13 protein-coding genes are annotated in these 12,070 nt (G+C 59.7%); 8 read left to right on the top strand and 5 right to left on the bottom strand.

Features of this window, described 5'->3' with window-relative positions; genetic code table 11:
- Nucleotides 1-39: 39 nt before the first annotated feature.
- From hisG to hisIE, 8 genes are read left to right on the top strand one after another with little or no spacing between them, the layout of a single operon-like run.
- Nucleotides 40-939 (top strand): ATP phosphoribosyltransferase, encoded by a 900-nt coding sequence (gene hisG, locus G505_RS0116885; RefSeq protein ID WP_028110612.1) that lies wholly within the window; start codon nt 40-42, stop codon nt 937-939.
- Nucleotides 940-949: 10 nt separating this feature from the next.
- Nucleotides 950-2,230, top strand: a complete 1,281-nt coding sequence (gene hisD, locus G505_RS0116880; protein WP_028110611.1) for a histidinol dehydrogenase — start codon at nt 950-952, stop codon at nt 2,228-2,230.
- Nucleotides 2,231-2,247: 17 nt separating this feature from the next.
- Nucleotides 2,248-3,294, top strand: a complete 1,047-nt coding sequence (hisC, locus tag G505_RS0116875) for a histidinol-phosphate transaminase (RefSeq protein WP_028110610.1) — start codon at nt 2,248-2,250, stop codon at nt 3,292-3,294.
- Between the two features lie 2 nt (nt 3,295-3,296).
- Nucleotides 3,297-4,364 (top strand): bifunctional histidinol-phosphatase/imidazoleglycerol-phosphate dehydratase HisB, encoded by a 1,068-nt coding sequence (gene hisB / locus G505_RS0116870; RefSeq protein ID WP_035385525.1) that lies wholly within the window; start codon nt 3,297-3,299, stop codon nt 4,362-4,364.
- Entirely contained in the window at nt 4,364-4,984 is a 621-nt protein-coding gene (hisH, locus tag G505_RS0116865; RefSeq protein WP_028110608.1) for an imidazole glycerol phosphate synthase subunit HisH, read from the top strand. Before hisB ends, hisH begins: the two co-directional genes overlap by 1 nt.
- Nucleotides 4,981-5,718, top strand: a complete 738-nt coding sequence (hisA, locus tag G505_RS0116860) for a 1-(5-phosphoribosyl)-5-[(5-phosphoribosylamino)methylideneamino]imidazole-4-carboxamide isomerase (RefSeq protein ID WP_028110607.1) — start codon at nt 4,981-4,983, stop codon at nt 5,716-5,718. Before hisH ends, hisA begins: the two co-directional genes overlap by 4 nt.
- Complete coding sequence (gene hisF, locus G505_RS0116855; RefSeq protein WP_028110606.1) at nt 5,700-6,473, top strand: imidazole glycerol phosphate synthase subunit HisF; 774 nt, start codon at nt 5,700-5,702, stop codon at nt 6,471-6,473. Before hisA ends, hisF begins: the two co-directional genes overlap by 19 nt.
- The gene (gene hisIE / locus G505_RS0116850) at nt 6,470-7,066 is read left to right on the top strand and encodes a bifunctional phosphoribosyl-AMP cyclohydrolase/phosphoribosyl-ATP diphosphatase HisIE (RefSeq protein ID WP_028110605.1); all 597 of its coding nucleotides are present in this window, start codon (nt 6,470-6,472) and stop codon (nt 7,064-7,066) included. The genes hisF and hisIE overlap by 4 nt, the downstream gene beginning before the upstream one ends.
- A 78-nt stretch (nt 7,067-7,144) precedes the next feature.
- On the opposite strand, the gene G505_RS0116845 is transcribed toward hisIE, so the two are convergent.
- The 5 genes from G505_RS0116845 to G505_RS0116815 all read right to left on the bottom strand — a co-directional run.
- Nucleotides 7,145-7,948: an SAM-dependent methyltransferase gene (locus G505_RS0116845; RefSeq protein ID WP_035385524.1), complete on the bottom strand. Its 804-nt coding sequence runs from the start codon at nt 7,946-7,948 to the stop codon at nt 7,145-7,147.
- Nucleotides 7,949-8,019: 71 nt separating this feature from the next.
- A complete protein-coding gene (locus tag G505_RS0116840) occupies nt 8,020-9,819 on the bottom strand; it encodes a GGDEF domain-containing protein (protein ID WP_169628230.1) in 1,800 nt (599 codons plus the stop codon).
- Between the two features lie 42 nt (nt 9,820-9,861).
- Nucleotides 9,862-10,077: a hypothetical protein gene (locus G505_RS21875; RefSeq protein ID WP_035385523.1), complete on the bottom strand. Its 216-nt coding sequence runs from the start codon at nt 10,075-10,077 to the stop codon at nt 9,862-9,864.
- A 582-nt stretch (nt 10,078-10,659) separates the two neighbouring features.
- A complete protein-coding gene (locus G505_RS0116820) occupies nt 10,660-11,634 on the bottom strand; it encodes a transposase (RefSeq protein WP_028110601.1) in 975 nt (324 codons plus the stop codon).
- 116 nt (nt 11,635-11,750) lie between these two features.
- A partial coding sequence (locus G505_RS0116815; protein WP_028110600.1) for an integrase core domain-containing protein occupies nt 11,751-12,070 on the bottom strand: 320 nt, incomplete at its 5' end.

Raw genomic sequence — 12,070 nt, 5'->3', positions numbered from 1 at the left:
AGCAAGCGCCCAGGGTTTTTTGTTTTTTATCAGGACTGAATCATGACTCAACAACGACTGAGAATCGCCATCCAAAAATCCGGCCGCCTGGCCGATGAGTGCCAGACCCTGCTCAAGGGGGCCGGCCTCAAGCTCAACCTGCGGGACCAGCGCCTGCTGTCCCACTGCCAGAACCTGCCCATCGACATCCTGCGTGTCCGTGATGACGATATCCCCGGCCTGGTGATGGACGGCGTGGTGGACCTGGGCATCGTCGGCGAGAACGTGCTGGAGGAGGAGCGTCTGGAGCGCGAGGCGATGAATCGCCCCTGTGAGTTCACCACCTTGCGCCGCCTGGACTTCGGCGGTTGCCGCCTCTCCCTGGCGGTGGACAAGGATCTGGCCTGGGACGGCCCCACCACCCTGGCGGGCAAGCGCATCGCCACCTCCTACCCCTACCTGCTGGCCAGCTACATGAAAAAGACCGGCGTCCCCTTCAGCGACTGTATGCTCAAGGGCTCGGTAGAGGTGGCCCCCCGCGCCGGTCTGGCCGACGCCATCTGTGATCTGGTGAGCACCGGCGCCACTCTGGAAGCCAATGGCCTGAAGGAGACCGAGGTGATCTTCCGCTCCAAGGCCACCCTGATTCAGACCGCCTCCCCCCTGAGCGCCACCAACCAGGAGTTGGTGGACAAGCTGCTGACCCGCATCAACGGCGTCATCCAGGCCCGGGAGAGCAAGTACATCATGCTGCACGCCCCCAAGGCGACCCTGGATCAGGTGGTGGCCCTGCTGCCCGGCGCCGAGAACCCCACCATCCTGCCCCTGGCCCAGGACAGCGAGCGGGTGGCCCTGCACGCGGTCAGCTCCGAAACCCTGTTCTGGGAAACCATGGAACAGCTTAAAGCCCTGGGTGCCAGCTCCATCCTGGTGCTGCCCATTGAGAAGATGCTGGGTTAAGAGGTTAGAGATGAAAGTACTCAACTGGAACCAGCTGTGCGACACCGAACAGACTCTGGCCCTGGCCCGGGCGGATCAGGTGCAAAGCATGGACCTGACCCAAGCGGTGGCGGGCATCCTCGACCAGGTCCGCCGCGGTGGCGACAACGCCCTGCTTGAGCTGAGCGAGAAGTTCGACGGCGGCCGCCCCGACGCCCTGGCCTACGACAACGACGAACTGGGCCGCCGCGGCCAGCGCATCGATGCCAGCCTCAAGGCCGCCATCGATGTTGCCATCGACAACCTGATTGCCTTCCACGACGCTCAGCAGTTCCAGCCGGTACGAGTGGAAACCCAGCCCGGCGTCGTCTGCGAACTGCGCAGCGAAGCCATTGAGCGAGTGGGCCTCTATGTTCCCGGCGGCAGTGCCCCCCTGGTCTCCTCGGTGTTGATGCAGGCCCTGCCCGCCAAGCTGGCTGGCTGCGACGTGCGGGTGATGACCACTCCGCCTCCGGTAAGCGACGCCATCTGCTACGCCGCCTGGCGCTGCGGGGTGCAGCAACTGTTCCCCATCGGCGGCGCCCAGGCCATCGCCGCCCTCGCCTTTGGCACCGAGACCGTGCCCAAGGTGGACAAGATCTTCGGCCCGGGCAATCGCTTCGTCACCGAAGCCAAGACCCAGGTCAGCCAGAGTGGCACCGCCATCGACATGCCCGCCGGCCCCTCCGAGGTGCTGGTGTTAGCCGATGACGACGCCAACCCCGAGTTTGTGGCCGCCGACCTGCTCTCCCAGGCAGAACACGGCGAAGACAGCCAGGCGATGCTGGTGTGTCTCAGCGACGACTTTGCCGACAAGGTCAACGCCGCCCTGGTGAGTCAGCTCACCACATTGAGCCGCAAGGAGATCGCCGCCGCCGCCCTGTCACAGAGCCGCGCCCTGGTGGTACAGAGCCTGGAGCAGGCCTGTGAGGTCTCCAACGCCTATGGCCCCGAGCACCTGATTGTGCAGACCAAAGCCCCCAGAGAATTGCTGGGCACACTGCGCGCCGCCGGCTCCATCTTCCTTGGGCCCTGGTCTCCGGAGTCTGTGGGCGACTACGCCAGTGGCACCAACCACGTGTTGCCCACCTATGGCGCCTCCCGCAGTGCGTCGAGTCTGTCTCTGGCGGACTTTTGCCGTCGCTATACGGTGCAGGAGCTGAGCCGCGACGGCCTCAAGGGACTGGCCCCCACGGTGATTGCCCTGGCCGACGCCGAAGGCCTGGATGCCCACGCCAAGGCAGTGTCCCTACGCATGGCGCAACTGGATTAAGAGTAAGGAGAGCAGTAATGAACCTGGCCGAACGCCTCTGTCGCCCCGAACTGAGGGAACTCGTTCCCTACGCCTCCGCCCGCCGCAGCATGAGTGGTGGCGATGTCTGGCTCAATGCCAACGAAAGCCCCTGGCGTAACGCCAATGTGGCGGACGTCAACCGCTATCCGGACTGTCAGCCACCTGAGCTGCGCGCCGCCTACGCTGGCTATGCCGGCGTGCGTCCAGAGCAGCTGTTGATCACCCGCGGCGCCGACGAAGGGATTGAACTGCTGATCCGCACCTTCTGTGTCCCGGGCCAAGACAAGGTGGTCAGCCTGGCCCCCAGCTACGGCATGTACGGCATCAGCGCCCTCACCTGCGGCGTCGAGTATCAGGCGGTGCCCTGGGAGGAGGGCTATCAGTTGCCATTGGCGCTGACCGAGGCAGGCCGCGGCGCCAAGCTGGTGTTCGTCTGCAACCCCAACAACCCCACCGGCACCCTGGTACCTCGCGAGGATCTGCTGGCCCTGGCGGACGCCCTGCCAGACACCCTGGTGGTGGTGGATGAAGCCTACATTGAGTTCTGCGCCGATCAGAGCCTGGCAGACGCCATTGGCGGTTGCCCCAACCTGGTGGTGCTGCGCACCCTCTCCAAGGCGTTTGCCCTGGCCGGCGCCCGTTGCGGCTTCCTGCTGGCAGGCAAAGAGATCATCACCATGCTGGAGAAGGTGATCGCCCCCTACCCGGTGCCCAAGCCCGTGGCCGACCTGGCCCTGGAGACCCTGAGCGACTTTGGCATCCGCCGCATGCAGAGCCAGGTGGCTCAGCTTAATGCACGCCGCAGCGCCCTGGTGGCCGCCCTCAGCACACTGACGTATGTCGATCAGGTGCTGGAGTCCGCCGCCAACTTTGTTCTGTTTAAGGCCGATGGCGCCGACGACCTCTTTAACACCCTACAATCTCAGGGGATACTGATTCGAGCCTACGGCGCCCTGCCCGGCTGGCTCAGAATCAGCATCGGCAGCGATTCCGAAATGGAGCTGCTCACCAACGCCCTGACCGCTTTTCAACAGGATGCATAACCATGAAACAACCCATCCTCTTTATCGACCGTGACGGCACCCTGGTAGAGGAGCCGCCCATCGACAAACAGCTCGACTCCCTGGAGAAGCTGGTATTTGAGCCCGCGGTGGTGCCGGCCCTGCTGGCGTTGCAGCAGGCGGGCTACCGTCTGGTGATGGTCTCCAACCAGGACGGTCTGGGCACCGACAGCTTCCCCCAGGCAGACTTCGATGCCCCCCACAACGCCATGATGGCGCTGTTCACCAGCCAGGGGGTGCGCTTCGACGAGGTGCTGATCTGCCCCCACTTCGACAGCGACAACTGCAGCTGCCGCAAGCCCAAGCTGGGACTGGTACGCGACTACCTGACCCAGGGCAAGGTGGACTTCACCCGCTCCGCCGTCATCGGCGACCGGGAGACCGACATGGAGCTGGCCCGCGCCATGGGCGTGGCCGGCATCCGCTACGACAGAGACAACTTCGGCTGGGAACAGATCCTGGCTCAGCTCACCCAGGGTGAACGTCGTGCCACCGCCCGGCGCACCACCCGTGAGACCGACATCCAGATTGAGGTGGATCTCGACAGCCCGGGCCCGGTGAGCATCAACACCGGCGTGGGCTTCTTCGACCACATGCTGGAGCAGATTGCCACCCACGGCGGCATCGGCCTGACCCTGTCCATGAGCGGCGACCTGCACATCGACGAACACCACAGCGTCGAGGACGTGGCCCTGACCCTGGGCCAGGCCCTGAAGCAGGCCCTGGGCGACAAGCGAGGCATCGGCCGCTTTGGCTTCGCCCTGCCCATGGACGAGACCGGTGCCCAGTGCCTGCTGGACCTGTCCGGTCGCCCCTACCTGCGCTTCGAGGCCGAGTTCAGCCGCGACAAGGTAGGCGATCTCAGCACCGAGATGGTCTCCCACTTCTTCCGCTCCCTGGCCGACAGCCTGGGCGCCACCCTGCACCTGTCCGTGGACGGCGACAACGAGCACCACAAGGTGGAGGCGCTGTTCAAGGTGTTTGGCCGAACCCTGCGCCAGGCGGTGCGCATCGAAGGCAGTGAGCTGCCCTCCTCCAAGGGGGTGCTCTGATGAGCCAGGACGCCCCCAAAGTCACCATCATCGACACCGGCTGCGCCAACCTGGCGTCGGTACGCTTCGCCCTGGCCCGCCTGGGCGCCGAGGTCACCGTCAGCCGGGATCCGGAGGTGATCCTCGCCAGCCCGAGATTGATCCTCCCCGGGGTCGGCAGCGCCGGCGCCGGCATGGCTGCCCTGAAACAGAGCGGCGTGCTGGACACCCTCACCAAGGTCACCCAGCCCCTGCTGGGGATCTGCCTGGGAATGCAGCTGCTGGGCCTGGCCAGCGAGGAGAGTGCCACCGGCGGCGAGCAGACGCCCATGACCGGCCTGCTGCCCTTCAAGGTGGCCCAGCTGGACACCGCCGGTCAGCCTTTGCCCCACATGGGCTGGAACACCCTGGCCCCCAGCGACCATCCGCTGTTTAAAGGCATCGATGAGGGCAGCTACGTCTACTTCGTCCACAGCTACGCGGCACCGGTGGGCGAACTCACCCTGGCCAGCAGCGACTACGGCCAGCCCTTCTCCGCCGCCGTGGGCCGGGACAACCTGATGGGGGTGCAGTTTCACCCCGAACGCAGTGGCGCCGTGGGCGCTAAGATACTCAGCAATTTCTTGGAGATGACAGCGTGATCATTCCAGCCATCGATTTAATCAACGGCCAGGTGGTGCGTCTGAAAAAGGGCGATTTCAACCAGGTGACCCAATTTGATACCGACCCCCTGGCCCAGCTCAGCCACTACCGCGACGCCGGCTGCGCCCTGCTGCACATCGTCGACCTCGACGGCGCCAAGGATCCCGCCAATCGCCAGCTGGACACCCTGACCCGACTGGTGGAGAACCTGAGCTGCCCCATCCAGGTGGGCGGTGGCATCCGCGACAAAGCCGAAGTGCAAGCCCTGCTGAAGCTGGGCGTGGACAAGGTGGTCATCGGCTCCCTGGCCGCCCGCGACCCACAACTGGTGGCGGACTGGATCCAGGAGTTCGGCGCCGAGCGCATCACCGTCGCCCTGGACCTGCTGCTGGACGATCAGGGTAACGCCCAGGTGGCCACCCACGGCTGGCAGAAAGGCTCAGGCAAGTTGGTGGAAGAGGTGATCGCCCCGCTGCGCCAGGCTGGCCTCAAGCACGTGCTGTGCACCGACATCGACCGCGACGGCATGCTCACCGGCCCCAACGTGGCCCTCTACCAGACCCTGATTGGCCAGTATCCGGAGATAAGCTGGCAAGCTTCCGGCGGCATCGCCGAGCTGGAGGATCTCAAGCAACTGAAAGCCATCGGCATCGGCGGCATCATCATCGGCAAGGCCCTGCTCACCGGCCGTTTTACCATCGAGGAGGCTCTGGCATGCTGGCAAAACGGATAATCCCCTGTCTGGACGTCAAGGCGGGCCAGGTGGTCAAGGGCGTGCAGTTTCGCAACCATGAAGTGGTGGGCGACATCCTCAACCTGGCTCAGCGCTACGCCGACGAAGGTGCCGACGAGCTGGTGTTCTACGACATCACCGCCAGCAGCGACGGCCGCACCGTGGACAAGAGCTGGGTCAGCGCCGTGGCCGAGCGCCTGGACATCCCCTTCTGCGTCGCCGGCGGCATTCGCACCATCGAAGACGCCCGCCAGATCCTGGCGGATGGCGCAGATAAGATCTCGGTGAACTCCCCTGCCCTGGCGGACCCCAGCCTGATCACCCGCCTCAACGACACCTTCGGCCGCCAGTGCGTGGTGGTGGGCATCGACTCCTGGTTCGACAGGGAAAGCGGCAGCTACAAGGTGTACCAGTTCACCGGCGACGAGTCTGCCACCCGTCAGACCCAGTGGTACACCCAGGAGTGGGCCCAGGAGGTGGAGAAGCGCGGGGCCGGCGAGATTGTCCTCAACGTGATGAACCAGGACGGCGTGCGTAAGGGCTACGACATCGATCAGCTCAGCGCCATCCGTCAGGTCAGTGGCCTGCCGCTGATCGCCTCCGGCGGCGCCGGGGCCATGGAGCACTTCGCCGACGTGTTCAAGCAGGCCCGGGTGGACGGCGCCCTGGCCGCCTCGGTGTTCCACAAACAGATCATCGATATCATGGAGCTCAAGGGCTATCTGAAACAGCAAGGCATCGAGGTACGGCTATGACCACTCTCTCAATCGATTGGAACAAGATGAACAACCTGGTCCCCGCCGTGGTTCAGGACCACCACAGTGGTCAGGTGCTGATGCTGGGCTACATGAACCCGGAGGCCCTGGCGGTCACCCTGGAGAGCGGCAAGGTCACCTTCTACAGCCGCTCCAAGGACAGGCTATGGACCAAGGGGGAGAGCTCCGGCAATGTGCTTACCCTGGTGAGCATCGGCACCGACTGCGACAACGACGCCATCCTGGTGCAGGCCACCCCAGCCGGCCCCACCTGCCACCTGGGCAACACCAGCTGCTTTAACGACTTGGACAATCAGCCCTTCCTGGGCAAACTGGCCCAGGTGGTGGCCGCCCGCCGAGACGTCGACCCAGACAGCAGCTACACCGCCAAACTGTTGGCGGGCAACCCCAGACGGGTGGCCCAGAAGGTGGGTGAAGAGGGCGTGGAAGTGGCCCTGGCCGCCGCCACCAACGACAGGGAAAACCTGCTGGATGAGACCGCCGACCTGCTCTACCACCTCACCGTACTGCTGGAGCAGCAGCAGGTGCCCTTGCCCGAGGTGATCGCCAGACTGGCGCAGCGGCATAAGTAGCGGTTTAACAGAACTGCATAGAACAAAGGGCAGCCATTGGGCTGCCCTTTCTATTTTCATTCCGTTCTAAAGCCGACACTACCACACGGTTTCAGCCAAGGTTTTCAGCTTATCCAACATGGCATTATCCGCAGCCATCTCCCGACAGGGTGGCACCACCAAAGTGGTGATCTGATTCAGGGTGGCCTGGGTCAACTCGGCCAGAGGCAGGCGCTCGATGCGGGTGGACTCCAACGGCGAGGTGGCCGCCTCGTACAGGATCACCTCATGGTCCAGCGGATAATCCCGGGACAGCTTCTCCACCAACAAATTGATATAGGCCTGATGGGTCTCAAACCGCTTCATGGAGAGATCCCCGGCGACGCCAGGCTGCCACAGGATCAGCAGCGCACTGGGGTCGATGCGCCGCTCGTAGATCATAAACTGGGTGCACTCCATCGCCTGCTCGCCGGCACTGGCCGGGTCGATCTCCAGATCCGCGTACAGACAATCCGCCGCCGAAATTCCCGGTTCCATATGCGCCGGAAACGCTTCTGCCCGGGCGAGGTCTATCGCCTTCTTGGAGATGCAGGAGAACACCGAGGGGTGGCCATAGAACACCGCGCACACCCTGCGCCCCTTGCGCACCTCCTCCATAATGCGCTCGGCCATCTCATCGTAGGTCTGGCCCCGAGGCTTGCCTTCGCCGCCGCCTTCACCGTAGAGGTCCAGAAGACAACGATACTCCTTGCTCATCTCCTTGATCCATTGGCGGCTCAGGTGGTTGGCCATGGCCGCCAGCACCACGTCCGCCTGCTCGATGCAGCTCTTGGATTTCGGGGTCAGCTGACCCGCCAGCCGCATCCCGGAGCCCACACAAACCAAACTGCCCTGATTGCTCATCGCTCTATCTCTTCCTACAACAAAAAAGCATACCCGATAGCGGCGATAAGCCACCACCGGGTATGCCCTTTCTACTTCAGTGGAATCTGGCCATGCTCAGCCTGCAGAGAACACAGGCCCATCGACGGCTGATAGGCTTCGGTACAGTCGTCATCCAGCACCGTCGCCACCCGGTTGCGCCCCAGATGCTTGGCCTGATACAGGCACTTATCGGCGGTCACCAGAAGCTTATCCAGACTGTCCACGGTCGCGTCCAACCTGGCCACCCCAAAACTGGCACTGATATCCAGCTTGTTGTTGGCCACTGGCGCAATGATCCGCTCCAAACCCTCACGACAACGCTCCGACAACTGCCTGGCCTGTTCGATATCCGTATTGGGCAGGCAGATAACAAACTCCTCACCACCAAGACGACCCAGAATATCCTTGTCACGAATACTGTTGCGCACCACACGAGACACCGTCTTCAGCACCCAGTCACCCACCGCATGACCAAAGGTATCGTTAACCCTCTTGAAGTGGTCCAAATCAAACACCACCAGAGACAACGGCTGCTCCCGCCGCTTCGCCTCAGCCACCGCCTTGGTACAAGATTCCATCAAACTCACCCGGGACAGCACTTTGGTCAGGGTATCTGTCTCCAGTGACACCTTAATCTTGGCCTTCTGCCTTTGAACAAAAACCACCAAAGCAAACAGCGCTAAGCAGCCGATGGATGCCCAGGCAAAAAGTATTCTGATGTGCTTGAAACGAGTTTCTGCCAACTGGTTTTCCAGCTGCAACTCTCGGTTTTTAGCCTCGATGATCTTTAACTGGCCTTCTATATCCTCAGCATTAATTTTTGCCAGGTGAAAATAGACCGACTTGTCATAAAGATCCTGCTCGTAGGCTTTGTGAGCATCGATGGTCAAATTGATGAACGCGGCGTACTCATCCCAGCGCTGCTGGCGCCACTTCACCTTAGCCACCGCCTCCGCAAGCTTGGGTTTTAGTCGCAGCAGATCCAGTTCATCTGCCCGATTAAATGCTCTGAGGAAGAACTCGCCCGCCCTTTCAATATGTCCCTGATAAAAATAATGGGAACCAAGTGCATGCTCTAGAAGGATTGTGTATTCATGATGATTGTTTTTTAGTTGAGCATACAGGGCTTCTGCCTGCTCCTGGTACATCGCGCCGCCATACACCTGTATGGATGCAACCAGTTGATAAACATGAATAAGATCCGCTGAAAGCTGGTCCTGGCTTGAAAGGCACAGCTCTCTGGCATCTTCGGCCTCCAGTAATACTCGCTTAAACTGCCCATCAAGAAACAGGGCATCCAACCGATTAGTCATGCCATAACATTGAATTCGCTTAGAGTTGCCCTCTATCCCAAGGGCTGTAATTCGATCGGCAAATTTAAGAGCTTGATCATATCGATAAAGGTTGGAAAAAACAGTATATGCAGAATGGAGAATCAACATCTTGGCCGTATCCTCCTGCAATAAAGGCAGCAGGTGAATGGCCAGATCCAGATTGTCCAAGGCCAAATCAAATTGGTTAAGATTCATATGAACATCAACCAATTGTTGGAATGCTCTGGCCTGATATTTAGGTTGAGAAGCACTCCAATCATATGAAAGAAGTAACTCAAGACGTTTTTGATGCTTTTGGCTTACGCCATAAAAGTAAGCCTCAAAGAGAAAGAAGCGCTCTTTAGACTCCTGAGTCAACAGATCCAGGCTCCGCCTCACGCGCTTGATGATCGCTTCAGCGTCAGCTGGCGACTCATAGGCAAGCTGAGGAATGCGCTCTATCTCCTGACTGAGATCCGAAACCGAAGCGCCATTAGCAAATACGGCGCCTGCGTACAACAATACGGCACTCAGCAACAGTGATATTAGACCCCTGAGCCAAATGCGCATCGGAGTCCGTTAATTCTGCTGAACTTGAGGTGTACGAACAATCATCTCAGGATCGTCCACCCCTGCCGCTTCAGCAATTTTAGTGTTGTCTCCTGAGAGCACTGCGGCAATTTCATTGTCACCAAGGCCGAAGCTACGCATCGACGCTTCCGCATCCTCCGCATGAGCAGACTGCAGCTCAGCATTGGAATCTAACTCATTGAGGTAACTGATAAGTTTCGACATCTCTCTATTCCCTTAGTGTTCTAAAGCTTCTACTTTTGATAGTTATAAGCTGAATTGATATGAATTTTTTCCATAAGAAATCATAACAATAGGAATGTCACAAGGTAAAGGTAATCCTCCTTATCAAGACATCCATCATTATTCCCCCGCCCTCCATACACAGACACCCAACCTTTCACCCTCCCCCACACCTCCATTCCCAAATCCCCCGCTTCCACGCTCAGTTGCCACCGGCAGAATCCTCCTTACCAAGACATCCATCATCGTTCCTCCGCCCTCCATACACTGACACCCAACTTTTCACCCTCCCCAATCCTCCTTACCAAGACATCCATCATCGTTCCCCCGCTCTCCATACACAGACACCCAATTTTTCACCCTCCCCCACACCTCCATTCCCAAATCCCAACTTCCACGCTCAGTTGCCACCGGCAGCGCCCCATCTTTGTTGGCTCAGCCCCTTAAAAGGACAGCTGCAACCACTCCAATCAACTACAACAGGCCTATTAACCAAACAAGAGGCACACTTATCCCTTCACCCCACTCAATGGGTGAGTTCAAAGCCGAAAAGAAAATTGGAAGTTAGCCGAGCAATCGTTTCGCCGCTGCAGTACCCCGAACTCGCTGCATCTGATTCGCATCACCACAGCGCTTGAGGCTGTCCACGCGCCCTGCATAGTGACTGAACTGATACTCAAACCCCTGAGTCAGCTCCAGCCAACAATCAGCCTCCACGTTCAGGCGTTGTAGCAAGGAAGGAGTACAGTCATCCATATGCCCTTTTCCCTCCACCATCACCCTGGCGGTCATGTCCACCAGATCCAGGTAATCATTAAGGTGACAGGGCAAAGCGTCGTCTTTACCACCGGATGAGGTAAAGCTCTTTAGGAGCGCAGGCTGCTTGCCGACCTTTGCAGATTGAATTCGCCGTCGAATGCTGGTGTGTTTAGACTCCTCAGGCTTCTTTGCCATGCCTGAACGTACCGGGTTGAGATCGACATATGCCATGCACGCTAGAAGCGCTTGCTCATCCAGTAAGGCCTGGGAACGAAACCGCCCCTCCCAAAACCTGCCAGTGCACTCGTCTTCTTTATTGGCTTTACGGGCGATGTATTCATTAAGAGTCCGCATAAACCAGCTGATGTCCATCAAGCGTGTTCGATAGAGCTCAGCCTGTATTTTGACAATGTCCAGCTCCCAGGACTCCATGGAATCTCTCTGCTCTTCATCAGCAAAACGTTTAGTGAGAGAGTTCCCAGAGAAGAGCTGATGCCATCGAGAGACGACCTCGACATCATCCCAATCCTTCGCGAGCTCCACATTCACATAGAGCACAAGGTGGGTGTGGTTGCTCATCACCGCATAGGCTGCGACCTCAATGGCAAACACTTTGGCGAGGGACAACAGCCTGTCCTCCACCCATTGACGACGGTGTTCGTAGCTTTTACCACTGTACTGGTCCCTACCACACAGAAATGAGCGCCGGACACATCGGCTGATGCAGTGGTAGTGGCGCGTGTCATCCAAGCTGACTTGTTGCTTCCTGGCCTTTGGCATGGTTCCCTCCTTTCCAAAAGCGAGTGCTAAGTGTAGTGCAACCGCGATACAAGAAGGTCGCAGCAGATAGGCCTAACTATGGGTGTCTTGATAAGGGCTCTACCATGGTGTAGTGGTCAACTAATTCCGGACAGTAAGTTAGACCGATTCTCGGCTTGAACAGGAGTAACGCCATCATTGTGTTGATGGGGCCGCTGTCGGTTGTAGTAGTGCATCAGGTATTCACTGATGTCTTTTCTGGCCTCGGCCACTGATGGGTAGCCCGTCGCGGGTACCCATTCTGATTTCAGGCTGCGGAACAACCTCTCCATCGGCGCATTGTCCCAACAGTTTCCCCGGCGGCTCATGCTCTGAGTGATGCGATAGCGCCACAGTCGTTGTCGGAAGGCCCGGCTGCTGTATTGGCATCCCTGGTCTGAGTGGAACATCAGGCCTT

Origin of the sequence: Ferrimonas futtsuensis DSM 18154, from assembly GCF_000422645.1 — a bacterium.
Taxonomy (GTDB): domain Bacteria; phylum Pseudomonadota; class Gammaproteobacteria; order Enterobacterales; family Shewanellaceae; genus Ferrimonas; species Ferrimonas futtsuensis.
The sequence above is the reverse complement of the archived record's forward strand: the minus strand, read 5'-3'. Positions and strand labels throughout refer to the sequence as shown.